Origin of the sequence: Bacillus sp. JJ634, assembly GCF_036962285.1 — a bacterium.
Taxonomy (GTDB): domain Bacteria; phylum Bacillota; class Bacilli; order Bacillales; family DSM-1321; genus Peribacillus; species Peribacillus asahii_A.
In genome coordinates this window covers 1-26,468 of sequence record NZ_JBALMU010000105.1, presented here as the reverse complement: position 1 = coordinate 26,468, position 26,468 = coordinate 1, and the positions used below count along the sequence as shown (strand labels likewise).

At 37.8% G+C, this 26,468-nt stretch carries 25 protein-coding genes and 1 pseudogene; 6 read left to right on the top strand and 20 right to left on the bottom strand.

What is annotated here, in order from left to right; translation table 11 throughout:
• Positions 1–258: 258 nt before the first annotated feature.
• From V7068_RS15615 to V7068_RS15605, 3 genes and pseudogenes are all read right to left on the bottom strand, one after another.
• Positions 259–390: pseudogene (locus tag V7068_RS15615) on the bottom strand (DUF1064 domain-containing protein); the annotation flags it as partial.
• Entirely contained in the window at positions 390–512 is a 123-nt protein-coding gene (locus tag V7068_RS15610) for a hypothetical protein (RefSeq protein ID WP_499713572.1), read from the bottom strand. The pseudogene V7068_RS15615 and the gene V7068_RS15610, both read right to left, overlap by 1 nt.
• A gap of 1 nt (position 513) precedes the next feature.
• Positions 514–930, bottom strand: coding sequence for a hypothetical protein (locus V7068_RS15605; RefSeq protein WP_499713571.1), 417 nt, complete (start codon positions 928–930; stop codon positions 514–516).
• A 445-nt stretch (positions 931–1,375) separates the two neighbouring features.
• On the opposite strand from V7068_RS15605, the gene V7068_RS15600 reads away from it, so the two are divergent.
• A complete protein-coding gene (locus tag V7068_RS15600; protein WP_499713569.1) occupies positions 1,376–1,696 on the top strand; it encodes an Arm DNA-binding domain-containing protein in 321 nt (106 codons plus the stop codon).
• A 162-nt stretch (positions 1,697–1,858) separates the two neighbouring features.
• Here V7068_RS15600 and glnA read toward each other — a convergent pair whose 3' ends face one another.
• From glnA to hflX, 4 genes are all read right to left on the bottom strand, one after another.
• A complete protein-coding gene (gene glnA, locus V7068_RS15595) occupies positions 1,859–3,193 on the bottom strand; it encodes a type I glutamate--ammonia ligase (RefSeq protein ID WP_499713568.1) in 1,335 nt (444 codons plus the stop codon).
• Between the two features lie 37 nt (positions 3,194–3,230).
• The gene (locus V7068_RS15590) at positions 3,231–3,635 is read right to left on the bottom strand and encodes a MerR family transcriptional regulator (RefSeq protein ID WP_119116327.1); all 405 of its coding nucleotides are present in this window, start codon (positions 3,633–3,635) and stop codon (positions 3,231–3,233) included.
• Between the two features lie 171 nt (positions 3,636–3,806).
• Positions 3,807–5,075 carry a methionine gamma-lyase family protein gene (locus V7068_RS15585; RefSeq protein ID WP_499713567.1) on the bottom strand — a complete coding sequence of 423 codons (1,269 nt, stop codon included), beginning with the start codon at positions 5,073–5,075 and terminating at the stop codon, positions 3,807–3,809.
• Positions 5,076–5,088: 13 nt separating this feature from the next.
• Positions 5,089–6,342, bottom strand: coding sequence for a GTPase HflX (gene hflX, locus V7068_RS15580; protein WP_499713566.1), 1,254 nt, complete (start codon positions 6,340–6,342; stop codon positions 5,089–5,091).
• Positions 6,343–6,556: 214 nt separating this feature from the next.
• On the opposite strand from hflX, the gene V7068_RS15575 reads away from it, so the two are divergent.
• Positions 6,557–7,165: a trimeric intracellular cation channel family protein gene (locus tag V7068_RS15575; RefSeq protein WP_252294724.1), complete on the top strand. Its 609-nt coding sequence runs from the start codon at positions 6,557–6,559 to the stop codon at positions 7,163–7,165.
• A gap of 29 nt (positions 7,166–7,194) precedes the next feature.
• On the opposite strand, the gene spoVK is transcribed toward V7068_RS15575, so the two are convergent.
• From spoVK to miaA, 3 genes are all read right to left on the bottom strand, one after another.
• Positions 7,195–8,148, bottom strand: a complete 954-nt coding sequence (gene spoVK / locus V7068_RS15570) for a stage V sporulation protein K (RefSeq protein WP_499713565.1) — start codon at positions 8,146–8,148, stop codon at positions 7,195–7,197.
• A gap of 461 nt (positions 8,149–8,609) precedes the next feature.
• Positions 8,610–8,843, bottom strand: coding sequence for an RNA chaperone Hfq (hfq, locus tag V7068_RS15565; RefSeq protein WP_119116332.1), 234 nt, complete (start codon positions 8,841–8,843; stop codon positions 8,610–8,612).
• A 23-nt stretch (positions 8,844–8,866) separates the two neighbouring features.
• The gene (gene miaA, locus V7068_RS15560) at positions 8,867–9,832 is read right to left on the bottom strand and encodes a tRNA (adenosine(37)-N6)-dimethylallyltransferase MiaA (RefSeq protein WP_499713563.1); all 966 of its coding nucleotides are present in this window, start codon (positions 9,830–9,832) and stop codon (positions 8,867–8,869) included.
• Positions 9,833–10,027: 195 nt separating this feature from the next.
• Between miaA and V7068_RS15555 the strand changes: the two genes are divergently transcribed.
• Positions 10,028–10,690 carry a DUF421 domain-containing protein gene (locus tag V7068_RS15555; protein WP_499713562.1) on the top strand — a complete coding sequence of 221 codons (663 nt, stop codon included), beginning with the start codon at positions 10,028–10,030 and terminating at the stop codon, positions 10,688–10,690.
• A gap of 191 nt (positions 10,691–10,881) precedes the next feature.
• Here the strand turns inward: V7068_RS15555 and V7068_RS15550 are convergent, their stop codons facing one another.
• The 4 genes from V7068_RS15550 to V7068_RS15535 form a co-directional block, all read right to left on the bottom strand.
• Positions 10,882–12,072, bottom strand: coding sequence for an FAD-dependent monooxygenase (locus tag V7068_RS15550; RefSeq protein WP_402917625.1), 1,191 nt, complete (start codon positions 12,070–12,072; stop codon positions 10,882–10,884).
• A 132-nt stretch (positions 12,073–12,204) separates the two neighbouring features.
• On the bottom strand, positions 12,205–13,317 hold the full coding sequence (locus tag V7068_RS15545; RefSeq protein ID WP_375348534.1) for a cupin domain-containing protein: 1,113 nt from the start codon (positions 13,315–13,317) through the stop codon (positions 12,205–12,207).
• Positions 13,318–13,340: 23 nt separating this feature from the next.
• The gene (locus V7068_RS15540) at positions 13,341–13,829 is read right to left on the bottom strand and encodes a DinB family protein (RefSeq protein ID WP_499713561.1); all 489 of its coding nucleotides are present in this window, start codon (positions 13,827–13,829) and stop codon (positions 13,341–13,343) included.
• Positions 13,830–13,833: 4 nt separating this feature from the next.
• Positions 13,834–14,775 carry a fumarylacetoacetate hydrolase family protein gene (locus V7068_RS15535; RefSeq protein WP_499713560.1) on the bottom strand — a complete coding sequence of 314 codons (942 nt, stop codon included), beginning with the start codon at positions 14,773–14,775 and terminating at the stop codon, positions 13,834–13,836.
• 426 nt (positions 14,776–15,201) lie between these two features.
• Here V7068_RS15535 and V7068_RS15530 point away from each other — a divergent pair, with 426 nt between their 5' ends.
• Both V7068_RS15530 and V7068_RS15525 read left to right on the top strand, forming a co-directional pair.
• Positions 15,202–15,960, top strand: a complete 759-nt coding sequence (locus tag V7068_RS15530) for an IclR family transcriptional regulator (protein WP_499713558.1) — start codon at positions 15,202–15,204, stop codon at positions 15,958–15,960.
• Positions 15,961–16,253: 293 nt separating this feature from the next.
• Positions 16,254–17,621: an MFS transporter gene (locus tag V7068_RS15525; protein ID WP_499713557.1), complete on the top strand. Its 1,368-nt coding sequence runs from the start codon at positions 16,254–16,256 to the stop codon at positions 17,619–17,621.
• 150 nt (positions 17,622–17,771) lie between these two features.
• On the opposite strand, the gene V7068_RS15520 is transcribed toward V7068_RS15525, so the two are convergent.
• The 3 genes from V7068_RS15520 to V7068_RS15510 form a co-directional block, all read right to left on the bottom strand.
• Positions 17,772–19,430: a glycerol-3-phosphate dehydrogenase/oxidase gene (locus V7068_RS15520; protein WP_499713556.1), complete on the bottom strand. Its 1,659-nt coding sequence runs from the start codon at positions 19,428–19,430 to the stop codon at positions 17,772–17,774.
• 208 nt (positions 19,431–19,638) lie between these two features.
• Positions 19,639–21,129 carry a glycerol kinase GlpK gene (gene glpK, locus V7068_RS15515; RefSeq protein WP_499713555.1) on the bottom strand — a complete coding sequence of 497 codons (1,491 nt, stop codon included), beginning with the start codon at positions 21,127–21,129 and terminating at the stop codon, positions 19,639–19,641.
• 65 nt (positions 21,130–21,194) lie between these two features.
• Positions 21,195–21,701 (bottom strand): DUF3189 family protein, encoded by a 507-nt coding sequence (locus tag V7068_RS15510; RefSeq protein WP_499713553.1) that lies wholly within the window; start codon positions 21,699–21,701, stop codon positions 21,195–21,197.
• A gap of 329 nt (positions 21,702–22,030) precedes the next feature.
• Here V7068_RS15510 and V7068_RS15505 point away from each other — a divergent pair, with 329 nt between their 5' ends.
• Positions 22,031–23,770 (top strand): methyl-accepting chemotaxis protein, encoded by a 1,740-nt coding sequence (locus V7068_RS15505; protein WP_499713551.1) that lies wholly within the window; start codon positions 22,031–22,033, stop codon positions 23,768–23,770.
• A gap of 79 nt (positions 23,771–23,849) precedes the next feature.
• On the opposite strand, the gene V7068_RS15500 is transcribed toward V7068_RS15505, so the two are convergent.
• The 3 genes from V7068_RS15500 to V7068_RS15490 all read right to left on the bottom strand — a co-directional run bounded on the left by V7068_RS15500 (position 23,850) and on the right by V7068_RS15490 (position 26,244).
• The gene (locus tag V7068_RS15500; protein WP_499713550.1) at positions 23,850–24,752 is read right to left on the bottom strand and encodes an NAD(P)/FAD-dependent oxidoreductase; all 903 of its coding nucleotides are present in this window, start codon (positions 24,750–24,752) and stop codon (positions 23,850–23,852) included.
• 130 nt (positions 24,753–24,882) lie between these two features.
• Positions 24,883–25,533, bottom strand: a complete 651-nt coding sequence (locus V7068_RS15495) for a 3-oxoacid CoA-transferase subunit B (protein ID WP_127759933.1) — start codon at positions 25,531–25,533, stop codon at positions 24,883–24,885.
• Positions 25,534–25,548: 15 nt separating this feature from the next.
• Entirely contained in the window at positions 25,549–26,244 is a 696-nt protein-coding gene (locus V7068_RS15490) for a CoA transferase subunit A (RefSeq protein WP_127759932.1), read from the bottom strand.
• Positions 26,245–26,468 lie beyond the last annotated feature (224 nt).

Here is a 26,468-nt window from a genome sequence, read left to right as displayed (position 1 = left end):
ACATTGTCATGTATTGATTGCGTTCCCATGGGTGTACTTGCGTACGGAACATATATGATGTTGGAAATGAGAAATGTACTAGAATGCAATCCCCTTGTATGATGGTGTTTTCAGGCACTTCTTCATATTTAACTAACAATAATCAATATATAAATATGAACAGTTTTTGGTCATATTTTGGTCGAGCATACATGCTTGACTTTATTATTTCCACCTCTTCAAATAATAAAAATAACCATAAAATTATCATTTTGCTTCCTTAAATTTAAAGCTTGTGATTTGTTCAGATAAAAGTAGCCATTTTAGCTGCTCATAATATTTACTTTCAGCGATGCTATCAAATTTATGGCCATCTACTATGACCTTCTTGTTGCCGTATTTTGCGGCCATTATTCCGTTCCCCCCCACTCAATCACTTCCATCATCATTCCGCAGCACGGACACTTCTTTTTAAGAACTACCATACCGAGCAATTCCTCGACATGGCAGTCTTTGCAGATGTATTCAAACACCTTATGCACCCTTCTTCCTTTGACTTCTCTTCTTACGGAAAAATAACCGTCTCAATTGTTTTCTGGCTTGTTGATTCCTCTTGATAGCCTCTTCGAAAGCTCGACGATATTCTATTGCTTTCAATACATCTTCTTCTTTTAAAAGTGGATGTTCAGCAAAATGAGCAGAGAAACCTTTTGTCTGGAGATTGGTGAATCCGTTTACCCAGGAACCTTCAAAACATCCGTTTTCGCATTTTTCATGTATTTCAACAACAGAACCTTCGTAAGCATATCTCCGCTGCTGATGAACTTCGCCACTACAGATAAGACACTCTGATCCAGAGTTGGTATTGAACCGTTGAAAATCATATGCATCCTCACCGTATTCCTCAAACAACGCTTTATTTATAGCTCTATACCTTATTTTCCCACTCATCCTCAAGCACCCTTTCTTTCTTCTATAAGACCAGGATTAATTTCAAAATTATCAAATGATTCATTGTAAAAATCTCCTGGTATATAGTAACGATCTAAGGCGTTCCGTTCTTCTTCTGAATAGCAAATCGTTTTATTCCTTCTTTTTCCCAGAAGATAACGGAATAAGGACCAAAGCCATCAAAACTAATCGCATTAACCTTCCCCATCACCACACCTCAATTCCAGCTTTAAATAATTTAGAAAAATCCTTTACATAAAATACGGCTCCGTTTTGCATTTTGATACACATACTTTCATTATTTTTAATGACTTCTGCAATATATTTAGGATTGATTACTACATAGTGAATCAAAAAGAATACTACTTATCCCCTTTCGGGGTTTTTCTTTCAAACAAAAATAGAACATACATTCTTATTTTGATTTTAAAAGGAGCGATAAAAAATGGCTATTATTAGAAAGTATAAAAAGAAAGGTGAAAAAAATTACTCTTATGAATATCGCATAAGATACAAAGATCCATTCACTCAAGAATTCAAGGAAAAATCCAAACGTGGTTTTAAATCTGAAAAGGAAGCTATGCACGCTGCTGTAAAGGAAGAAATTAGAATTGAACAAGGACATGAAGTTGCAGATGAATCTTTGAAGTCGTACTTAAACAACTGGTTGGAAGAATACAAAAAAGGAACAGTTACTAAAAATACTTTTGAATTGTATGAACATAATATTAAAAATCACATCCGATGTTTATTCACATATAAGTAAAAAACTCGATAAGGCTGCGATGAGCAATTTTGAAGAGTACATGAATAGCATTTTGTCTTGAATGTAGGTATTTTGTGGGTGTTTTATACAAAACTATATTATAAATAAAATCACCCACAAAATAAAAACCGTTGACGCTTAGAGCGCCAACGGTTTTATTGATTAATACATTGTCATGTATTGATCGCGTTCCCATGGGTGTACTTGCGTACGGAACATATCCCACTCGATTTCTTTTGCTTCAACAAAGTGTTCTAAAAGATGCGCACCTAACGCTTCTTTAATAACTTCGTCAGATTTTAATACGTCTAATGCAGCTGCTAATGTAGCTGGTAGGTCAACGATACCTACCTCTTCACGCTCTTCTTTTGTCATAACATAGATGTTACGATCAACTGGAGCTGGTGGAGTTAAGTTGTTTTTAATTCCATCCAAGCCTGCTTTAAGAAGTACAGCTAAAGCTAAGTATGGGTTAGCTGCTGGGTCAACGCTACGTACTTCAACACGAGTTCCTAAACCACGTGAAGCTGGAATACGGATTAACGGGCTACGGTTTTTAGCAGACCATGCAACATAACAAGGAGCTTCGTAACCAGGTACTAAACGCTTGTAAGAGTTAACTGTTGGGTTTGTAATAGCTGTAAATCCTGGAGCATGCTTGATGATACCAGCAATAAATTGTTCAGCTGTTTCACTAAGTTCTAATTTACCTTCTGTATCATAGAATGCATTTTCATTTCCTTTGAATAAAGAAACGTTACAGTGCATACCTGAACCATTTACACCGAATAATGGCTTTGGCATGAATGTTGCATGAAGACCATGCTTACGAGCAATTGTTTTAACTACTAATTTAAATGTTTGAATATGATCACATGCTGTAATAGCATCTGCATATTTAAAATCAATTTCGTGTTGACCAGGAGCTACTTCATGGTGAGATGCTTCGATTTCAAAGCCCATTTCTTCTAGTTCAAGTACGATATCGCGACGGCAGTTTTCCCCTAAATCTGTTGGTGCAAGGTCAAAGTATCCGCCTTTATCATTCAATTCTAGAGTTGGCTCACCTTTTTCATCTAATTTGAATAAGAAGAATTCTGGTTCTGGTCCAAGATTGAAGTTTGTGAAGCCCATTTCTCTTGCTTCAGCTAAAACGCGTTTTAAGTTTGTACGTGGGTCACCTTCGAATGGTGTTCCATCTGTGTTATAAATATCGCAAATTAGACGAGCTACTTTTCCTTTTTCAGCTGTCCAAGGGAACACTACCCAAGTATCTAAATCTGGATATAAATACATATCAGATTCCTCGATACGTACAAACCCTTCGATAGAAGAACCGTCAAACATCATTTTATTATCTAATGCTTTCCCTAATTGACTTACTGGAATTTCTACGTTTTTAATAGTTCCTAAAATATCTGTAAATTGAAGACGAATGTATTTAACATTTTCTTCTTTTGCTAAACGAGTAATATCTTCACGTGTATACTTTGCCATGATCTATTCCTCCCCAAATGTGTAAAACTAATTATTTTTAATGGAAAAAGCGAGACATATCACCTTGTCGTAAAGATGTACGGTACTTACCGCCTTGCAATAATTCCGTTCGAAGAATTTTTCGCAACTCCACTTCACTTAGGTCTTGTCTAATCTTTTCCGCTTGCTCGCTGTCTTGTTCTTGAAGAGCCCCCTCATTCTTCACGGTAAAAATTTTTTTAATACCGGCTAGGTTCACTCCTTGCTCGATTAAATCCTTAATTTCGAGCAATCGATCGATATCATTTAATGAGAATAGACGACGATTGCCTTCCGTTCTCATCGGAGTAATTAATTGATGCTCTTCATAATAACGAATCTGGCGCGCAGACAACTCTGTCAATTGCATCACGATTCCTATAGAAAAAAGAGGCATCGAACGCCGAATGTTGTTGCCGCTCATTAAGCATCCTCCTTTTGTTTATCATAGTTTTATTTTATGATATGTAATTTTATTTGTCAATGTAATGTTATGTTTTATAACATAAATATTTTTTACTTTGCTGAATTGCAAGTTAATTCAAAATAGAGAGCCAATAGGAAGTTGGCCACTCTAGTTATTCTATCATACTATTTATAATGTAATAAGCTTCTTAGATAATAAATTATCTACGGCTGTTAAAACTGCCATCTTCACATGAGCATACGTTAAGCCCCCCTGAACATAGGCAACAAAAGGAGCACGAGTTGGGCCATCTGCTGTCAATTCAATGCTCGCTCCTTGAATAAATGTTCCTGCTGCCATAATAACATCATCCTCATAGCCTGGCATATAAGCAGGATACGGAGTCACATGTGAATTGATTGGAGATGCAAACTGAATTGCTTGACAAAAAGCAACCATCTTATCCTTATCATCAAATTGAACAGACTGAATAAGATCAGTGCGTTTAGCATTCCATTTAGGCGATGTATTCATTCCAAGTCTCTCTAAAAAGGCTGCGGTAAACAGCGCCCCCTTTAACGCTTGTCCTACAACGTGCGGAGCGAGGAAAAAACCTTGGTACATTTCCTGTAAGCTATAAAGAGACGCCCCTGCTTCTGCTCCAATACCAGGTGATGTTAATCGATATGCACAAGCTTCTACCAGCTCTTTTTTACCGACGATATAGCCGCCTGTTTTCACTATACCACCGCCCGGGTTTTTAATGAGTGACCCTGCCATTAAGTCGGCTCCTACGTGGCATGGCTCCTTCGTTTCTACAAATTCACCGTAACAATTGTCAACGAACACAACAATATTCGGATTAATCTCTTTCACAAAAGCAATAGCTGCTTCGATTTCCTCAATCGTAAAAGATGGACGCGTCGCATATCCTTTTGAACGCTGAATTCCAATCATTTTTGTATTCGGTTTAATGGACTGTTTAACCGCCTCAAAATCAATAGCTCCTTCATCGGTTAACGAAACCATATTATAGTCAATGTGGAAATCTCGTAAAGAACCTACCCCTGTACCGCGAATTCCAACAATTTCTTCAAGTGTATCATACGGTTTTCCCGTAATATAAAGCAGTTCATCACCTGGACGGAGAATGCCAAACAATGCCGTTGAAATAGCATGTGTACCAGAAATAATTTGCGGGCGAACAAGACCCGCTTCTCCTCCAAATACATCTGCATAGATTAATTCCAGCGCATCTCTTCCGACATCATCATACCCATACCCTGTTGACGGGATAAAATGAGAATCACTGACCCGATGTGCTTGAAAGCTGCGAAGTACACGAAATTGATTTTCTTCAATTCGTTCTTCTATTTTCTTATGTAATGGAGCAATCATCGCCTCTATTTCTTTTACAATCGGTTGCAAATTTTCCCCATTTGTTAAATATTGATACATGTTGTTTCCCCTTTTATATTGTAAATTTCTCTAGTAAGCCTCTAATTGGGTGATTGGTTAAACAAAAACCCCTGCATTCATAACACTCACTTTCTTCATTAAAAACGAGCGTCCGCAATATTGTTTCATTCTTCAACTGTGCAAGTAATCTTCCTTCCGTAGAAGGCAGTGAAACGTGGTAGCCTGTCATCTCACTTATCATACTTTGCTCAATTGTCTCTAAAATTGTTTCCACATCTCCTTGATTATAGGCACTAATCAGTAAAGATTGGTCTTTTGATGTTGGCAAAAAGTCGGCATGCTTGCAATCCCTCTTATTATACAACGTAAGCACCGGAATGGAAGTAGCTTCTAAGTCTTGCAATAAATTTTCTACGGTCGTTTGATGATTAAAGTAATCAGGATTCGATGAATCGACGACGTGTAACAGTAAGTCAGCTTCCTTCACTTCCTCCAAGGTCGAGCGGAAAGCCGCAATAAGAGAAGTAGGTAAATCTTGAATAAATCCAACCGTATCTGTCATTAACACCGTAAAGCCACTTGGCAATACAGCTTTACGAGTAAGAGGATCAAGCGTAGCAAATAGCAAATTCTCTTCAAATGCAGCTGCTTCCGTTAATCGGTTAAACAATGTTGACTTTCCGGCATTTGTATACCCTACAAGCGCTATTTGAAACGCCTTATTTCGCTTACGCCGCTCTCGGTACCGGTCACGATGATCAGCGATTACTCGCAACTGACTCTTAATTTCATCAATTTTACCTCGAATATGACGACGATCGCTTTCAAGCTTCGTTTCCCCAGGTCCTCTCGTTCCGATTCCACCCCCAAGCCTAGATAAAGCCGTTCCTTGGCCAACTAGACGAGGCAGCATATATTGCAGCTGAGCAAGTTCAACCTGCAGCTGACCTTCTCTTGAACGAGCACGCTGAGCGAAAATATCTAAAATCAATTGCGTTCGATCAATGATTCGTGCCTCCAAATGGTTCGAAAGGTTACGAATCTGACTTGGAGATAATTCATCATTAAAAATAATTAAATCCGGCTCTAGTTCTGCTTCTAAATTTTGAAGTTCTTCAATCTTTCCTTTTCCTATGTATGTAGCCGGATGTACCCGCTCCCGTTTTTGAGTAACCGTCAGCAACACTTCACCATTTGCTGTATGAGTTAGTGACGCAAGTTCCTCTAATGAATAATGAAAGCGGGCATCATCTTCCACTGTTTGACATCCAATTAAAATCGCCGTTTCTTTTTCAGCATTTTGCAAATAGGGCACCATCCTTATCCAAAATCATTCAACTCATCATACCAAAAAAATGAATAAGATTAAAACTTTCACAAACTGAAATAGAGCATTTCCAAAAAGAAAAAAACATGATAAAATCAATCTTAGTTTGCTACAAGATTAATGAAAAATCCTCACTGATTATACGTTTCAAATAAAATTTAACAATAAAACTTCACCTATAGAGGGAATCAATATGACCTGGGAATTTTTAAGCATAATTGGAACCATTGCTTTTGCCATTAGCGGAGCAATCATTGCTATGGAAGAAGAATATGATTTATTAGGTGTATATATTTTAGGTATCGTAACCGCATTTGGCGGTGGAGCAATTAGAAATTTATTAATTGGTGTCCCTCCTTCAACACTATGGGACCAAGGTACGTTCTTTACAATTGCTTTAATATCGATTACTATCGTGTTCTTCTTTCCAAACAATTCATTAAAGCATTGGGACAAATGGGGAAATTTCACCGATGCAATCGGATTAGCTGCTTTTGCTATTCAAGGAGCACTATATGCAATTGAGCTCGATCTTCCAGTAAGCGCGGTTATTGTAGCAGCTGTTTTAACTGGCTGCGGAGGCGGAATTATCCGCGATGTTCTCGCAGGACGTAAACCACTCTTATTCCGTAAAGAAATCTATGCAGTTTGGGCAATTGCAGCAGGGATAATCCTAGGCTTAGAACTTGCCTCAGATACATGGGAATTATATGCTCTCTTCATTATTATTACAGCATTGCGTGTCCTTTCCTACACACGCAACTGGGAGCTGCCAAATAAAAAATTGCCTCAAAACATGTAAAAACGGCCTAAAGCCGTTTTTTTGTTCCCTTATTCATTCTGTTCATTAAAAATAAAATCTTGACTTCTTAATGTCATTAAATCTGCCTTATCATAACTATCTTCATGCAATAAGCGCATCGCTTGTGTTCGAATCGCTTTTTCAATGACATTACGAATATAGCGACCGTTCGAAAAGGAAACAGGACTTTGCAATGAGCGAAGTACAACTAGATGTTCGCGCAGCTTTCGCTCTGCATCACGACTAATGATATACTCCCGCTCTTCTAGCATCAGATCCGCTATCTCCATTAATTGATCGGTTGTATAATCAGGAAATTCAATAACAAGTGGAAATCGTGACAATAAACCAGGATTTAAGCTAAGAAAATAATCCATTTCACGTGAATAACCCGCTAGAATCAAAATAAATTCATGCTGCTTATCCTCCATATGCTTCACAAGCGTATCAATCGCTTCTTTCCCAAAGTCTTTTTCTCCTCCGCGTCCTAACGAATACGCTTCATCAATAAACAAAATTCCCCCAATTGCTTTCTTCACTAAATCTCGTGTTTTTTGAGCTGTATGACCAATATATTCACCAACTAAATCCGCACGCTCCGCTTCTATTAAATGTCCTTTTGTTAACACATTCATCTTATGAAATAATTTACCGATTAAGCGTGCAACCGTCGTTTTCCCAGTGCCAGGATTCCCTTTAAACATCATATGCAACGCTTGTCGCCCAGCCTTCAAACCACGTTCCTCACGCTTCTTATTGACATAGATCCATGCATAAATTTCTTTAATTAACTTTTTCATCTCTTCCATGCCGACTAATGTTTCAAGCTCCGCCTCGATTTCTTTCAAAGCAATATGCTGTTCAGAAAGGTCTCGATCATATAATTCCTTAATAGGTACATCCTTTTGTATCACGTTTCTTTTTTCTCCATTAAAGACAATATTAATTTGCCCATTATTTTTCATTCGGATTGGTTGCTCCACATCATCACCTCGCCATTCCCGACCCCTTATTCCTATAATTTATTAGGAAATTAACTCTTCTCAGCTAGCCTTCCGTCGAAAAATACGACGTAATCAGACAATTATTTTACTAAAAAAAGACACTTCAACATATTAACTATGTTTTTCGTCATTTCTTTTAAGAAAATGTCAGTTTCTGCGCTTTCCCAAGAAATAATCCACCTATCTATTATTCATCTATATTCAGAAAAGCAGGAAATCATTCTTTGACCATTCGAAAAGGATTCCGAACAAAAGTGTAAGTGCTAAAAAACAAAAAGCGGAAGTCACCCTACCTTTACTCGGCGAGGCAACCTACAAATCAATGAGCAGGAATGCTAGCACTTAACACAGCCCAGTGCCCAAAATCAACAGCATCATAACACAGAGCTTATACAATAAAAAAAACAGGCTCCATAAGCGCCTGTTTTTCTCTCATCTATTTATTCTTTCACTTCATATTCAATTTGAACATTTCGTTGTGGAGCAAAAGTAGAAATCGCATGTTTAAATACTAATTGTTGCTTCCCTTCAGATTCAAATAGCACGGTAAAATTGTCAAAGCCTTTAATTTGCCCGCGAATTTGAAAACCGTTTAATAAAAATACTGTCACATAAGTATTGTCTTTTCTCAGTTGGTTTAAAAATTGGTCTTGAATATTTACCGATTGTTTCATCACTTCGTCCTCCTCTTTTCTCTCTACTTGTACTTATTCGCCTTTATCATGAGCTTTCCTGCAATAAATTCCGATATTTCGTTGATTTTTTTTGAAAATTCGGCAATATCAGTCATATCAAACCAAGAAACATCCATTTTATTACGAAACCACGTAAGTTGACGTTTGGCATAACGGCGAGAGTTTTGTTTTAACGCCTCAATTGCCTCTTTTTCACTCATTCGCCCTTCCAAATAATCATACAGTTCCTTATAACCAATCGCTTGAATCGATTGACAATGTTTTAAGCCTTGTTCAAAAAAACTCTTCACTTCCGAAACAAGCCCCTCTTCCACCATTATATCCACCCGATCGTTAATACGCGCATATAATAAATCGCGCTCCATCGTTAACCCGATAATACATGTATCATATTTCATTTCAGTCGGCTGTTCATTTAACTGCTCACTCATTGTATGTCCTGTGCAATGATAAATTTCAAGCGCACGAATCACACGCCTCACATTATTCGGATGAATACGCTCCGCACTTTCGGGATCAATCCTCTGTAGTTCCGCAAAAACAGCCTCTATTCCCGCCTCTTTCACGCGTTGTTCTAACTTCGCTCGATATAGCGGGTCGGATGGAGCTTCAGAGAATTGATAATCATAAATTACAGACTGTATGTATAATCCCGTTCCACCCACTATAATCGGAAGCTTTCCTCGACTTTGAATATCTTCAATCATTACATTTGCTCTTTGTTGAAATTCAGCTGCACTAAACGGCTCATTCGGCTCTTTAATATCGAGCAAATAATGTGGAATACCTTCTTTTTCTTCCTCCTTTATTTTCGCTGTGCCAATATCCATTCCTTTATATACTTGCATGGAATCACCACTTATAATCTCACCATTAAATCGTTTAGCTAATTCAATACTTAACTTCGTCTTGCCCACAGCCGTTGGGCCAATAATAACAAGTAACTTTCCTTTTTGTTGTTCCAACATCCTTCACTGCCTTATATGATTTTTTTCCTATCTTACCATAATTTCAGCAGAAGCTGTTAAACATCTAAACAGTATAGGTATCTCTCTACAGTTTTATTCAGATAAAAATAGAAAAATAAATACATTTAAAAGTGCGAATGAAAGTGATTTCGACAACCAAAACTAATTTCTAGAAAAAAGGGGAGGAAAGATTCGATGGAAGAATTATTACATCCCATGCTGAGAACAGTTATTTCCTATATAATATTGCTTTTTGTTACTTACTTATTCGGAAAAAGAATGAATTCACAATTAAATTACCATAGCTTTGCTGTCGCTATTACAATCGGTTCATTCATTGCCAATATGGGGTTTGATACCAATCTTAAATTTTGGCCAATACTTACTTCCTTTTTTATCTTAACGTTGGTTTTCTATCTTTCTTCTTATTTATCCTATCAAAATAAATTCTTGTACAAATACTTATCCGGACAACCCACTGCTATTATCGAAAAGGGAAAAATAAATGAGGTCAATATGAAAAAAGCAAAGTACTGCCTGTACGATTTACACCAACAATTAAGAGAAAATGGAGTATTCCAAATAGAAGAAATTGAAACAGCCTATCTTGAAGTAAGTGGTAAGCTTTCTATTCAACTAAAAGAGCAATACAAGCCTGCAACAAAACAATACATAGATCAGCTAAATATGAAACGAGCGGTTGAATTAATCATAGACGGAAAGATATTAGAGGAAAATTTAACTTCTACATACAATCAAGAATGGTTGCAAATGCAATGCCAATCTAGAAATGTCAGCATTGAACAAGTTTCTTATGCAGTTGTAGGAACAAATGGTGTGTTTTATACCTTAACTTAATTGGTCCAGCCAAGAAATCACTTTCTCCGAAAATAAGTTCATGTTTTATACGCCATATATATACACCCAAATTAATTTTCCGGCAGCATCCCATCTAGTTGGTGGAACGATTGGAGGCTCCTACTTGTTCTTTCTCCATGAAACGATGGAAAAAGCCCTCAGGTATTGTAAGGGCTTTTTCCACGAATCTATTATTGTGTTACTAGACTTCTTTTATGACCATATAACCAATCCGTATAGCTAAAATCATTTGCTGGACGTTTTGTAAAAATATCGTTACGAAGGGCAATTGTAATTGGATCTACAGCATGAATGATTTCTCCCCATTGACGTGCCGTTGTTTGAACACGTGCAGTACGAGGAATACGCTCTTCTTGGAACTCTTTGAAAGCGGCTTCAAAATTATCACCATGAGCTGCTAATACGTCAGCTAATTTTGCAGCATCTTCTAATGCTTGAACGCCACCTTGAGCCAAGTATTGTAACATTGGGTGAGCAGCGTCTCCCATAAGTGTTATATTCCCTTTTGTCCAGTTATCAATTGGCAGGCGATCATACATTGGCCAACGGATTTGTTTATTAATGAATGAAAGAGCTTTCTCGACTTTTGAATGACAACCTTCAAATACTTGTGCCATTTCTTCTGGAGTTCCCCATTCAACAGATTCAGATGTATAAGTTGGGCTTTTGAATACAACAACTTGATTATATAATTCTCCACGGCGTACTGGGTATTGAACTACATGAAGATTGGGACCAATCCACATAATTACGTCGTCCATTTCAGCATCTTCAGAAATTTCTTCAATTGGAATCGTACCACGATAAGCAACATATGCAGAGTTTACCATATCATCTTGAGCGAATAATTTACGTACATTTGATTTAATTCCATCTGCCCCAATGACTGCCTTACCTTTGATTTTCTCATTATGTTGGTTGATAAGGAATACGCCATCTTCATTTTCTTCTGCAGCAGTAATTGTCGTATTTGTATGAAGAGAGATTAAAGGATTGCTTTCACATGCTTCTAACAGCGATCTGTGTAAATCAGAACGGTGCAATACCATATATGGGAATCCATATCTCTCTTTAAACTCATCTCCTAGGTCTAAAGCCGTTAGTTCTTCTCCCGTAAAAGCATCTTTTAACACAAGTCGTTTTGGAAATACGGCAAATTCAGCAATACGATCTGCTACTCCAAGGCGAGTTAAAACAGCCATTGCATTTGGAGCCATTTGAATTCCTGCACCAACTTCCCCGAATTGTGGTGCTTGTTCAAAAACGGATGAAGCATGACCAGCTTGTGCCGCAGCAAGAGCTGTTGCTAATCCACCAATTCCGCCACCAGCGATTAAGACTCTGTTTTCTGTGTTTGTCATAGAAATTCCTCCTAGTTTCTCTTAATTTAAGTTTTAAAGAAGTAATAAGTGATTACTAAGGGCAGCCTAAGAAGCATGTAGTGTACCTATATCTCTTAAGCTGCTTATTACTGCGATAATCTTTTTTTACTTTTACGGTAATATTGGTTTAAACTCAGAAGTCACTTCTTGCTGACCGTTGTTTCGTTCATATGCTTCTTGTTTTTCAATATCGAATTTTTCCATGATTGGAAGATCATTCGTTGTGAAGAAATACGTATCTTCTGCTGCAACATGTTCTACCCAAGCCCAGTTTGGAACACAGAAGAAATCTCCTTCTTCCCAATCGAAGCGAACGCCGTTAATAATACTGTAACCCGAACCTTTATACACTTGATGAATCGAAGCACTCGTATGACGCTGCGCTTTTGTGCGGAAACCTTTCGGAAATTTCTGAATCCAAGCAGCAATCGTTGGGTTCGCTGTTTTACCTGTAGAAGGGTTAATAAATTCTACAGCATATCCTTCAAATGGATCCGGCTCAAACTGACTTAATGACTCAATCGCCTTATACGTATGCTCCCATTTATACGAACCTAGTGGAGCTATGGAAGGATTACGATCAGAAACAGGACGTAGCATACCTGCTGCATAACGTTGTGAACCAAAGTTATCCGGTACTTTCGGCTGTTCAATTCTTTCTGGGTAATTTTCAAAGAATGTACCACCCAATGCATAGATTGTTGGAATGTCTAAAATATCTGTCCAAATCATTGGTTTTGTGCCTTCATGACCATGACCATGCCATAAATTTTTTGGCGTAATGAGGAAGTCTCCTTCTTCCATGAAAATTCTTTCCCCTTGGACGATACTGTATGCACCTTCCCCTTTCGTAATAAAGCGAAGGGCATTTTGAGAGTGACGATGAGAAGGAGCTACTTCTCCTGGTTGTAACAATTGAACGGCTGCATACAGCGTTTGTGTCGTAGAAGCCCATCCCCAAGGTTGACGATAATCAAGACCTGGATTTTGCAAATAAATCGCTCTGCGTTCTCCACCGCGTTCCGGAGTAAAAATTTGAGCAGCTTCTAGTAATTTTTTCTCAAGCAGGCTGCCTTTCCAAAGATACGCTTGTGCATGAGGCTCTGGAGATTTATGCATTAATGCTGGAATTGCTTCCCATAATGGTCCAAGATTATATTGACGAATATCAGCCGTAAAATCTTGTACAATTTTACTCTTCATAAACTCAGTTACTTCTGCCATGTTCCGAACCTCCTACTAAATTATTAATTTAATTTTGATAAATTCCGTTGAATTTGACCTTCATGTTTGTTCACATGCTGATCAATTAAATGATTAATAATAAATGAAATCGGTTTCGTACCAAAGTTAGGATTTCTGCTTGGTGCCTCAGCAGCAAGTTGCTCAGTCGTCAAGTTTCCAATGCCTGATTCAACTTTTTGTTTAACCCCTTCTAGTGCTTGTAACATTTCTTCCACGCTCACCGCATCCACCGTAGCCGGACTGACTGCTTGCAGTCGCCCTTCATGTAAATGATTTCTTCCCCATTCTTGACCAGGAGATTGAACAAGCTGTTCAATCTCTTCTACCCAATACGGTAATGCTTCGACGATATGAGCGACAATTTGCATAATAGACCATTCTTCCTCTGTTGGATTCCAACGAATCGTTTCTTCCGATAATCCTTTCACCGTTTCGATAATACGATCAATCGATTCATTAACAGATGTAACTGCATTTTGTGTCACTGTCATTCTATTACTCTCCTTTTACAGCACGTACTGTATTTTCTAATACACCCACTTTTTCGATTTCGACGCGAACGACATCCCCATCTTTTAACCATACTTGCGGTTCCATTGCTTGAATAACACCACCAGGAGTTCCAGTAATAACGATATCACCAGGCTCTAATGTAGCAATGGTAGATAAGAATGATACTAGATGTTTAACAGAGAATACTTGGTTCGCAGTATTGGTACGTTGACGCTCTTCACCGTTTACAGTTAAAACCATTTCTAGTGTTTGTGGATCGGGTAACTCATCTGAAGTAACCATCCAAGGTCCCATCGGTAAGCTGCCATCTACTGTTTTACCTTGCAGCCATTGAAGAGTACGACGTTGGAAATCGCGATATGTTACATCGTTTGCTACTGCATAACCTGCTACATAATCAAGCGCTTCTTCTTCTGAAACATTTTTTGCACGTTTACCGATGACAAACGCAAATTCCGCTTCATAGTCTAATTGTTCTGAAATTGGATGAAATGGAATATCATCTTGCGGCCCAACAAGTGTGTTCGCAAATTTAGCGAATACAACAGGGTATTTTGGAATTTCACGTCCCATTTCAAGAATATGTTCACGGTAGTTATGACCTACAGCAAAGATTTTCCCTGGTTTTGGAACAGGCGCTTCCACTTTTACTTCACTTAGGGCATGAACTAATTTTGAACCGTCCACTACTCTATTCGTTAAAGCAAAGTCGATTGCCCCTTTCGCAAGCTCCATGCTTTCTTTTCCACCTTGTAAAAATCCTGTCATCTCAGATGGAATGAATGCATTTGCAATTTCTTGTGCACGTATTTTCCCCTCTGCTTCTAAAGATTTTTTATAAGCAAGATGTAAATCGACAACTTCCTCATTCACGATAGCTCCAATTGTCGTAATACCTTCACGGTTAAATGTTATAAGTTTCATACATATGCTCCTTTTTCTATACAATTTTGTTTGAGTTTTTTATTCCTGTAAGCGGATTCATTTGAATCACTTCTTAGAAGATATTTCGCTTGAATAATATAAGCACTTATATCTTCAAAACTGCTTATCAACAGGATCTTTTTCTTTTTATTGATGTGAATAAGCTAACCTGTCATACAAGTTATAAAAGAAAGTGGATATCTTTTTTCACTTTGAGTTAACTTTGTTCACTATTTATAAATAAAATTTAATCCATTCTGCAGCAAATGTCAATAATATTTTTTCTGAAAATTTACTTACTTCGGAACATTTTTTGGATTCTATATATGAAGTCTTTGTACAAAGGTTCACAGTTTGTTCTAAGAACACTTTGAAAACAAAGAAGTGTTTCTGTTATACTAATAAAAAATAATAGGAGAAATTAAAATGGAGAAAGAAAAAAATCCAGCTATGATTGGTTCCCTTCAAATAGGTTTGGGAATAGTAGATATCATTGCTTCCCAGGAACACCCTATGAAGTTCACTGAAATTCAAGAAAAATCAAACATCACCAAAAGTAATCTATATAAATATTTAAATACTCTTACACATTTAGAGTTACTATATAGAGACAAACAACATGGTACCTATACACTTGGTTCTAAAATTATTTCCTATGGAATGGCTGCTATCGGTCAACAAGATCTTGTTACAAAAGTGACTCCTTTCCTACAAGAGATAAGTAGATTCACTTCTTTAACAGCTCTATTAGCTGTATGGACACATAGCGGTCCCGTAATTGCTAACATTTGGAACGCTAATAACGGCTTGAACATCGGTGCGCAAATTGGGACTCAACTCCCTATCTCATCGTCGTCAGGAAAAGTTTTTTCTGCTTTTCATGCACCTGCACTCATTGAGGAATGGAAAAATACTGAAATGCAAAACTGGTCTGTAGAGGACAAACAATTATTCGAGGAAGAAACAGAAGTTATTAAAAAAAGGCAAATTTCTTTTGCAAAAGAGCCCCTCGTTCCTTATATATCTTCAGCATCGGTTCCATTATTTAACTATAACAATGATTTACTAGGTTGTTTGACACTTGTTGGATTTTCACAGATTGTCCCTCAAACATCTGAAGATGAGTACGGTCAATATTTACTTAATATTTCAAAGGAAGTATCTGGTATATTCGGGTATAAATAATGTAATTTGGAAGCATCCATTCAAAAAATGGCATGCTTCTTTTTTTTGTGAATTTTCATAGTATTTTCTAACAGAAGTATTGTTATAATACACTTTTTGACAAGTTCCTCATTTCACAATCTTTTATTTTTTTACAATTTTGTGAATTTTGAATTGAAAAATTAAAAAACCGCCTATATAATCACTATAAAGGAACGTAGTTTTCTATAAGTGAAATGTTTTTCTTCTAGAAACCTATTTTCACATCTTTGAAAGCGCTTTATTGATGCTGCAACACAAGAGGGGGAATTTATTTGTCTAGTTTAAACACAAACCGTATCATTGAAAATAGTAAATTTAACCGCTTTCACGCTATGATACTCTTTTGGGGGACATTCATTATCATTTTAGATGGTTATGATCTTGCCGTTTATGGAGCCGTACTACCGGTTCTAATTGAAGATTGGGGATTATCGAATGTTGAAGCTGGTGCCATGGGAAGTTATGGATTAATTGGTGTCATGATTGGGGCTTTTTTCTTCGGTCCTCTCGCTGACCGAATTGGCAGAAAAAATGTTATCCTTATTTGCTTTGTACTATTTAGTCTATTCACTGCACTATGTGGTCTAGCTGATTCACCTACTGCTTTCTCTACCTATAGATTTATTGCAGGGTTAGGGCTTGGCGGGATTATGCCAAACGTGATTGCTTTAATGACAGATTACTCTCCTAAATCGATGCGCAGTTTAACCGTCTCAATTATACTTTGCGGCTATTCCATTGGAGGAATGCTAGCTCCTACACTTTCTATCTATCTTATTCCAAACTTCGGTTGGAAAATCGTTTATATAATCACTGCTGTACCTCTTTTGTTTTTGCCTTTTATTTGGAAACAACTTCCTGATGCAACCGTTTTTTTAGCTGCAAAAGGACGTACAAAAGAATTACGCCAGATTATGAATAGAATCAACCCTGCCGGTAATTATACGGAAAAGGATCACTTTGAAAAAATAGATATAAAACAAGAAGCAGGCATTCCCGTTATTCAACTATTTAAAAATAACCGTGCTCTTAGTACAAGTATGTTTTGGATTGCGTACTTCATGTGCTTATTAGTCGTTTATGGATTAAGCACATGGCTCCCAAAATTAATGATGCAAGCAGGCTATGGCTTAAATTCAAGTCTTTCGTTCTTAATCATTATGCACGCTGGAACAATTGTTGGGACACTTATAATTGCTAAACTTGCTGATCGATATGGTTCTAAAAAAATGCTTGTTCCAATGTACACAATCGGTGCGATTTGCTTATTTCTGATGAGCTTTAAAAGCGACCTATGGGTGATTTGTCTTCTTGTCGCTATTACTGGAGCTTGTACAGTAGGCGCACAAAATATCGCCAATGCCTATGTTTCTCAATATTATCCACCATTTTTACGTTCAACTGCCTTAGGGGTTGCTTCCGGTGTAGGAAGAATAGGAGCCATTCTCGGACCAACTATTGGCGGAATCCTACTTACGATGAATTTACCGATTCAAATTAATTTCCTTGCCTTTGCTATACCTGGTGTCATCGCTTCTATCGCTTTCTTCTTCATCCCTGTGAAACACGCGTATGATTATACAGAAAAAACCGAAGATTCAGATATAAATGAATCAGATACTAATTCTAAAGTCATTTAAAAAAGGCAACAATACTGACCAGCCAGAGTCAGTATTGTCGCCTTTTTTATTACAGCTCTGTTAGATAACGGAATTAAAAAGGAATACGGCACTTCTAGAGTCGGCACTTATCAACGATGAATGAAAGTGCTGGCACTTTTGTTCCTTCAGTCACACATCACTTACATTGGTTGCATTCCATATTTCTCGCTCCAATTCCGCCTTATACTTCAATATTTCTGTTTCACTCCAACCGAACACATCACACATATATCGACTAACTGCTTCCTTCCATCTATGTACCCAATCTATCTGAAACAAAAGGGCACTTGTTCGTCGTACAAAGAAATCAACAGGTGTTACAACATATTCTTCCTGTATTCCATAAACTAATTTAGCGAATACTTCAGGAGTGAACTGATATTTTTCTATATCGTTTTTGCCATCTTTAATAATTTGATAAATCTTCGAAATATTAGACCCATATAATCTTGTTAGATATCTTGCTTCACGTTCTGTTAAACCTAGCTTTATCCCTTCTTTTGTATACTTAGAAATGTAGGCTTCAAAATAATGAGAGCCGCCTACGTCTCCTCCCGATATAGGAAGCTTTCTCGTGACACACTTGCCAAATAATTTGTATTGTTCATCTTTGAATTGTCTCGCAAGCAGATTGACAATCGTTTCTGCCATTTTTCGATATCCTGTTAATTTTCCACCAGCAATCGTAATAAGGTCAGATTTTGAAACCCAAATTTCATCTTTTCGTGAAATTTCCGAAGGACCTTTTCCTTCTTCATGAATGAGCGGGCGAACACCAGCCCAACTTGATTCAATATCTTGGGCACTTAAGGTTAGTTTCGGAAATATGAAATGAATCGCCTTTAATATATACATCCGATCCTCCTCAGTAATAAGCGGCTGAATCGGGTCTTTATCATAAAAAGTATCAGTTGTTCCCACATATACTTTTCCTTCTCTCGGAATCGCAAATACCATTCTACTATCTTCTGTATCAAAATAAATCGCTTGCTTTAAAGGAAAACGTGATTGATCAATGACAACATGGACTCCTTTTGTCAATTTCAGTGTTTTTCCTTCGTTTGATCCATCTTTTTCTCTTAATAAATCGACCCATGCTCCAGTTGCATTGACTACTTTTTTTGACCGAATATCATAGCGATTTCCTGTCTGAATATCCTCAACAACAACCCCTGCCACCTTCCTATCCTCATATAGAAAATCTATGACTTTCGTATAATTTAGCAAATCTGCACCAAATTCAGCTGCTCGTTTAATAACTTCAATCGTTAACCGTGCATCATCCGTCCGATATTCAACATAATACCCTCCCCCTTGCAAGCCTTGCCTTTTAAGTAGAGGCTCCTGCTTTACCACCTGTTCCTTAGATAGCATCCTTCTTCGCTCTTGTTTCTTAACAGCAGCAAGAAAGTCATAGACCTTTAACCCCATGGAGATACTACGTCGTCCAAGCTCCCCATCCTTATAAACTGGAAGCAACATCCATTCTGGTTTCGTGACGTGCGGACCATTTTCATAAACAATGGCTCGTTCTTTACCCACTTCCGCCACTAACTTAACCTCCCCTTGCTTTAAATAGCGTAAGCCGCCATGAATGAGCTTGGAGGAACGACTAGAAGTACCAGCAGCAAAATCTTGCATCTCAAAAAGACCGACTTCCATCCCTCGGGTCACAGCATCCAAAGCAATGCCCGCACCCGTAATTCCCCCTCCAATGATTAATAGATCATATTGCTTTTCACTCATTTTCTGTAACAATTGCAATCGGTTCATATAGGTTTGGGCCATGATTTCCCCTCCAATTATGAAAAAGACCACCAGATCACTCAATAAGTGTCTATGTGGCCCTCTCTTAAACAGCATGATGAATTGAAATTATCATACCACTATATACAATAAATGTTAAATTCTATTATATAGATTCATGAAACAATGTAAGTCATCTAATGATTTTATCTGATTTTCAACTTCAAATTAACGATGTTCTATAAACCTATTATTTAAACATCATCGCAGCATGAACTGCTTTTTTCCATCCTTCATACAGTTGCTTTCGCTGTTCTTCATCCATAGTTGCGCTAAATTCCCGGTCTAGTCTCCATTTCTTCCCAATATCAGCTTGACTTTCCCAAAACCCTATCGCCATTCCCGCTAAGTAAGCTGCACCTAATGCTGTTGTTTCATTAATCACTGGTCTATCAACAGGAACACCTAATAAATCGCTTTGAAAGCTCATTAAGAAATCGTTCTTTACCGCTCCTCCATCTACTCGAAGCTTTTTCAAATAAATACCAGAATCCGCTTCCATCGCACTTAATACATCTTTCGTTTGATAGGCTAGAGATTCTAAAGTCGCTCGAATAAAATGCTCCTTTGACGTTCCGCGAGTCAAACCGAATACGGCACCGCGCACATCACTATCCCAATAAGGTGTACCTAATCCAACAAAAGCAGGAACAACATATACGCCATCAGTCGATTGTACTTTCTTTGCATACGCTTCACTGTCCTTCGCCTCTTTGAACATTCTCAAGCCGTCACGAAGCCACTGAATAGCGGATCCAGCTACAAAAATACTGCCTTCTAACGCATATTCGACTTTTCCATTAATTCCCCAAGCAATTGTCGTTAACAAACCATGTTGTGACCTCACCGCTCTCTCACCAGTGTTCATTAACATAAAACACCCCGTACCATACGTGTTTTTCGCCATTCCATCCTCAAAACATGCCTGACCGAAGAGAGCCGCTTGCTGGTCACCAGCCGCCCCGGCAATCGGAATATTATGCCCAAAGAAATGATGGCTGACCGTATGAGCATACACTTCTGAAGATGGCCTCACTTCAGGAAGCATGGAAGCCGGAATGGTTAAAATCTTAAGCAATTCATCGTCCCATTTCAAATCATAAATATTGTACATCAATGTTCGTGATGCATTTGAATAATCGGTTACATGAGCTCTCCCGCCAGATAGCTTCCAAATGAGCCATGTATCAATTGTTCCAAATAATAGCTCGCCCTTCTCCGCTTTTTCCCTAGCCCCCTCCACATGATCTAAAATCCACTTCACTTTCGTTCCAGAGAAATACGCATCAATCAGTAAACCTGTTTTATCTCGAATGACCTTCTCATATCCCTGATCTTTTAATTGTTGACAAATATCCTGCGTTTGCCGTGACTGCCAAACAATCGCATGATAAATAGGCATTCCTGTCTGTTTATCCCAAACGACCGTCGTTTCACGCTGATTCGTAATTCCAATTCCAGCAATTTGCGCGGGAGTAATGCCAGACTCCGCTAAAGCGCTTGCAATAACCGCTAATACACTACCCCAAATTTCACTAGCATTATGTTCAACCCAGCCTGGCTTTGGAAAATACTGCGTAAATTCTCTTTGGGACATATGAACAATATCACCAGCACGATTAAACAAAATCGCTCGCGAACTCGTTGTTCCTTGATCTAGCGAAAGAATATACTGCTCCATTCTTCTCTCCCCCCTTATGAAAAATTATACAACAATGAAGCCTATTCACTTTATAAAAAGATATTTTATGTAAAGCTTTTATTCTCTAATACGGTCACCTTTGTATGTGTAGATGCTCCTACTTCCTTTGTATATTGGACTAGGCGAAGGATATCATGACAGCATTGTTTGGCCCCTAGCACTAATAAAGGGACACCGATGAAATCAATTTTTAAGCGTCTAGAGAATAGTCCTCCCATTGTCATAGCGAATGGAACCGTCGGGGAAGTGTTTGAGAAAATGATTTTTTCTTCTTCTCGAAAATGATTTTGCAGCATTAAACTTAAATTTTTTAAAGCCGGAACAACAAGCTTCGAATTTTTTCTTCCTATTGTATAAACAGAATGTCCCTCGTCATCTATTCCATGAAAAATAAGCCTTCCCATATCAGCGGGTGTTAATTGATTAAAATAATCCACATGCAAAATCTCTTCTTTTGTAAGTTTTCGGTCGGTAGGTAATTTTTTCAAGTGATAAGCTGCTGCTAAAGCCGTACTATGTGTTCCCGCAAAATCATCATAAATATAAATCATGATGTCACCTTTCTTCATTAATATTTATATTTATTATTAACGAACACTCCTATGCTATCCAGCATGCGAAATAAAGCGAAACTCTACTTAGTGAGACCCTTAACTTGCCTTTAAGCAAGGAAGCAACGCAACCCAAATCACCGCTGGAAGGTATATGTGACCAAAGCCTCATATGAATAGGAGCTAAAAATCAACAACTTCCTATAACAGAACCAACATTTATTTAATATTTTTGATAAAATCCGAAATTACCCATTAACAATAGTTCAAAAGTGCCGATATTAAATAAAGAACTTTTTTATTTAAAACTTCACGAAGGAGCACGTATTATGAGGAAAAAATCCACATCTATTCGGACAAAATTAATTATGTTATGCGTAATCATTTTAATTGTCCCAACCACTATACTAGGTATAAGTACTTACTCCAGTTCAAAAAACCAACTAAATGAAGCTGGACAAGATCGACTGAAAAGAAGTACCCAAATGGTTATAGGAATGATTAGCCTATTAAATCAAGAAGTTCAGGCTAAAAACATGACATTAGAAGAAGCGCAAGAAAAACTTCGTGTAGAATTATACGGTGAAAAAGGCGCCGATAATACACGCACACTGAAAGAAAATTATACATTCGGAGCAGAAGGCTATATCTATGCAGCTGATGACGAAGCTACACTTGTCATGCACCCATTTACAGAAGGTCAGAACATTTATGATTCGAAATCAGAAGATGGCGTCATGGTAGGTCAAGAAACCGTTTCAATAGGGAAAGAGGGCGGTTTTCTTTACTATAAATGGTTGAACAAATTAACGAATAAAAACGAAGAAAAAGTTGCATATGTAGAACGCGACCCTTACTGGGGATGGACGATTGCTTCAACCGCCTATCTTTCAGAATTTAATAGCAGCGCTTCTGAAATTGCTAACATTGTCTTAATTGTGGCAGTGCTTGCAATTGTTCTCGGTAGTATTGTCGCTTACTATTTCTCTGTACGTTTTACGAAACCTATTATTCAAATTAGCGGTGAATTAAATCGTGCAGCTGAAGGTGATTTTTCAGGTGAAGATATAAAAGTAACGACAAAAGATGAAATTGGTGCCTTAACAGAAGATTTTAATAAAATGAGAGCGAACACAAAAGTACTACTGGCCCATGTTAACAATTCCACCGAGCACGTTGCGGCCTCTTCGGAACAATTGTCTGCGAGTGCAGAAGAAACAAGCAAAGCAACAGAAGAAATTACACATGCGATTCAACTGATTGCAACGGGTGCGGAAGATAGCACGAATAGCTTACAAGAAAGCTCACAATCTTTAGATGAAGTGACAATTGGTATTCAAAATTTAGCTGAAAACTCTGCTACTATTTCGGAAGCAGGAACAATGATTGCTGAGAAAGCACAGCAAGGAAATGTCTATGTTGAACAAACGGTAAAACAAATCAACTCGATTAACAACAAAGTAAACGAAAGTGGCCAAGTGCTGCAATTGCTCGATTCAAGTTCGAATGAAATCGGTGAAATTTCTAAAGTCATTACTGATATTGCTGATCAAACAAATTTATTAGCATTAAATGCTGCTATCGAAGCTGCACGTGCTGGCGAACACGGAAAAGGGTTTGCTGTTGTCGCAGAGGAAGTACGTAAACTCGCTGAACAATCGCAAAATTCTTCACATCAAATTTCTGATTTAATTAAGGATATTCAACTGAATATGGCTCGTTCAACAGAATCGATGAACCAAGTAAAAGTTGAAGTTCAAGACGGACTGGGAATCGTCGGCAAAACAGAAGTAAGCTTCCAAGAGATTGTCACTGCGATGGAACAGATGAAAAAGCAATTAACCGATATGGCTGCAACCGTACAGCAAATGTCGGCTGGTGCCCAAGAAGTTTCAGCCACTGTTACAAATAATACCCATACAATGAAAGAAGCATCTTACCAATCTCAGCAAGTGGCTGCAACGACAGAAGAACAGTTGGCCGCTATGCAAGAAGTTACGCATTCTGCTAATTCTTTATCTAAGCTTGCTGTAGAATTACAAGAAATCGTTAATAAATTTAAAATATAAGTAGAGTCATTCATTATACTAATCGGCTCATGATAAGAAAAATCCCTAAGGAAACGCATCCTAGGGATTTTTTCTTGCATTACTGTTCCAGCAATCTTTTATGAATCCAAATTGCTGCTTGAGAGCCATCGCCCATTGCAATGGTTACTTGCTCAGAGTGTGCTGCTAAATCCCCGCCTGCCCACACACCCTTTATATTCGTTTCTTTTGTACGTGGGTTAACTAATACATGTTTATTTTCGGTCAACTCAACACCTACTGCTTCGGCCAGTTCATAGTTAATTTTATTTCCACCAAACCCGATAAAACCACGTTCCGCCTCCACAACTTCACCATTTTTTAGCAGGACCCCAGCAAAATGCTGTTTTTCATCCAATATAATTTTTTCAATTTGTTCATAAACAATTTTGATACGATGCTTTTTTAACTCATCTAGCTGAGTTACGTCAACCACCGACTGATTATGATTAATATAAATAATATCATTTGACCAGTAAGCTAATGTAACCGCCATATCAGCTCCTGTATTCCCAGCACCTAATACTACCGTTTTTTTGCCTGAAACTTCATACCCATCGCAATCGGGACATACATATATATCAGTACCAAGACAGGTTACTAAATTTTCTAATTTGGGAAGGTGGTCGACAAGACCTGTTGCCAAAAAAATCGTTTTTGCTTCGAATGTGGCATGCTGCTCTGTTTCTAAATAAAAATAATTGCTTTCTTTTTTTAACAGGGTTACTACATCATGTAAAAAATGAACGCCATATTTCTCTGCATGCAACTTGCCTAGCTTCCTGATTTCTTGTCCACTTACACCGTCCGGCCACCCTAAAATATTATGGTAACACCTGCATATTGTTGATCTGCCTTGATTCGAATCAATCACTAGGACATCATGTTTATACCTTCCTAACTGAATCGCTGCCTGCAAACCTGCAATTCCACCACCGATTATCACACAATCCACTTGCTCCAAAAAACATCACCACCACTTTACTATTTACAAATATCCATAGTTTGTTTCTTATATGTAGCCATTATTCGTTTAACAAGAACAAAAAAAGAGAAGCCACATATCGCGGCTTCCCCTTTTACAATAATGAAAATTAACTGTTAATCTTCAATGACTCACTTACAATAAAATCAGCTTCCGTTTTTTCTTTTACTTCTTCTAACGTAACGCCTTCTTGTAATTCCACTAATTCCATTTTGCCGTTAGTAAATTGGAAAACAGCAAGTTCCGTAATTAAACATTGCACAACACCTTGACCTGTTAAAGGAAGCGTACACGTTTTCTTGACCTTGGATTCACCGTGTTTATTGACATGGTCCATAATGACAACGATTCGTTTAGCTCCTTGCACTAAATCCATCGCGCCCCCCATTCCTTTTACTAACTTCCCTGGAATCATCCAGTTTGCTAAATCACCATTTTGTGAAACTTCCATTCCACCAAGAATGGCCAAATCAATATGTCCGCCTCGAATCATCGCAAAGGATTCAGCACTATCAAAAAATGAAGCACCTACTCTTGCTGTTACTGTTTCTTTCCCTGCATTAATTAAATCTGGATCAACTTCTGACTCTTTCGGATATGCACCGATACCAAGTAATCCATTTTCCGATTGAAGCATAACATTGAAATCATCCGGTATCATATTGGCAATTAAAGTTGGCATACCAATTCCTAGGTTAACGCACATTCCATCTTGTATTTCTTTAACCGCACGTTTTAAAATTGCATTTCGATTTGTCATTATCGCTTCTCTCCTTTATGCATTAGCTGTCGTAAGCTTTTCGATTCGTTTTTCATAATTTTCCCCTACAAAAACTTTTTGAACGTACACGCCCGGTGTATGAATTTCATCTGGATCAAGTTCACCTATTCCAACTAACTCTTCTACTTCAGCAATTGTAATCTTTCCAGCTGTCGCTACGACTGGATTAAAATTTCGTGCTGTTTTTCGAAAGACAAGATTGCCAAAAGGATCTGCCTTCCATGCTTTAACAAATGCGAAATCACCGACGATTCCTTGTTCCATGATATAGGTCTTTCCATCAAACTCCTTATGCTCTTTTCCCTTTGCTACTTCAGTCCCAACCCCTGTTGCTGTATAAAAAGCCGGAATCCCTGCTCCCCCTGCTCTTAAACGCTCCGCCAGTGTACCTTGTGGAATTAACTCGACCTCAAGTTCACCACTTAAAAATTGCTGTTCGAACAATTTGTTTTCCCCCACATACGAAGCCATCATTTTTTTAATTTGTTTATTTTCTAATAATAAACCTAAACCGCAATCGTCAATCCCACAGTTATTACTAACGATTGTTAAGTCTTTAACCCCTTGATCACGTAAACTAAGAATCAGCTTTTCCGGAATTCCACATAACCCAAAGCCGCCAACAACAATCGTTGCTCCATCCTGAATCTGTTTAATTGCATCGTCTAATGATGATATAACTTTCCCCATTTTTCCATCTCCTCTTATACTATTAATCTTTGAATCAATTGAAACTAAAAATAGTGTGTATGTAGCAAATCTCTAACAGCAACCAAAATTATATGGTCATACACCATCGAAGCAATTGTATGTAAAACTTCTAAACTTATACGAGGTTTTGCATATTCTGAAAAAATACATATGTTTATCTACCTTTTTTACAGAATTTTTTACAGAAACCTACTATATTATTC

What these genes read in the sequence shown, in the direction of transcription:
- V7068_RS15605 (WP_499713571.1), bottom strand. Translation starts at nt 930, where the DNA reads ATGAGTGGGAAAATAAGGTATAGAGCTATAAATAAAGCGTTGTTTGAG.
- V7068_RS15600 (WP_499713569.1), top strand. Translation starts at nt 1,376, where the DNA reads ATGGCTATTATTAGAAAGTATAAAAAGAAAGGTGAAAAAAATTACTCT.
- glnA (WP_499713568.1), bottom strand. Translation starts at nt 3,193, where the DNA reads ATGGCAAAGTATACACGTGAAGATATTACTCGTTTAGCAAAAGAAGAA.
- V7068_RS15590 (WP_119116327.1), bottom strand. Translation starts at nt 3,635, where the DNA reads ATGAGCGGCAACAACATTCGGCGTTCGATGCCTCTTTTTTCTATAGGA.
- V7068_RS15585 (WP_499713567.1), bottom strand. Translation starts at nt 5,075, where the DNA reads ATGTATCAATATTTAACAAATGGGGAAAATTTGCAACCGATTGTAAAA.
- V7068_RS15575 (WP_252294724.1), top strand. Translation starts at nt 6,557, where the DNA reads ATGACCTGGGAATTTTTAAGCATAATTGGAACCATTGCTTTTGCCATT.
- hfq (WP_119116332.1), bottom strand. Translation starts at nt 8,843, where the DNA reads ATGAAACAATCGGTAAATATTCAAGACCAATTTTTAAACCAACTGAGA.
- miaA (WP_499713563.1), bottom strand. Translation starts at nt 9,832, where the DNA reads ATGTTGGAACAACAAAAAGGAAAGTTACTTGTTATTATTGGCCCAACG.
- V7068_RS15555 (WP_499713562.1), top strand. Translation starts at nt 10,028, where the DNA reads ATGGAAGAATTATTACATCCCATGCTGAGAACAGTTATTTCCTATATA.
- V7068_RS15550 (WP_402917625.1), bottom strand. Translation starts at nt 12,072, where the DNA reads ATGACAAACACAGAAAACAGAGTCTTAATCGCTGGTGGCGGAATTGGT.
- V7068_RS15545 (WP_375348534.1), bottom strand. Translation starts at nt 13,317, where the DNA reads ATGGCAGAAGTAACTGAGTTTATGAAGAGTAAAATTGTACAAGATTTT.
- V7068_RS15540 (WP_499713561.1), bottom strand. Translation starts at nt 13,829, where the DNA reads ATGACAGTGACACAAAATGCAGTTACATCTGTTAATGAATCGATTGAT.
- V7068_RS15535 (WP_499713560.1), bottom strand. Translation starts at nt 14,775, where the DNA reads ATGAAACTTATAACATTTAACCGTGAAGGTATTACGACAATTGGAGCT.
- V7068_RS15530 (WP_499713558.1), top strand. Translation starts at nt 15,202, where the DNA reads ATGGAGAAAGAAAAAAATCCAGCTATGATTGGTTCCCTTCAAATAGGT.
- V7068_RS15520 (WP_499713556.1), bottom strand. Translation starts at nt 19,430, where the DNA reads ATGGCCCAAACCTATATGAACCGATTGCAATTGTTACAGAAAATGAGT.
- glpK (WP_499713555.1), bottom strand. Translation starts at nt 21,129, where the DNA reads ATGGAGCAGTATATTCTTTCGCTAGATCAAGGAACAACGAGTTCGCGA.
- V7068_RS15510 (WP_499713553.1), bottom strand. Translation starts at nt 21,701, where the DNA reads ATGATTTATATTTATGATGATTTTGCGGGAACACATAGTACGGCTTTA.
- V7068_RS15505 (WP_499713551.1), top strand. Translation starts at nt 22,031, where the DNA reads ATGAGGAAAAAATCCACATCTATTCGGACAAAATTAATTATGTTATGC.
- V7068_RS15495 (WP_127759933.1), bottom strand. Translation starts at nt 25,533, where the DNA reads ATGACAAATCGAAATGCAATTTTAAAACGTGCGGTTAAAGAAATACAA.
- V7068_RS15490 (WP_127759932.1), bottom strand. Translation starts at nt 26,244, where the DNA reads ATGGGGAAAGTTATATCATCATTAGACGATGCAATTAAACAGATTCAG.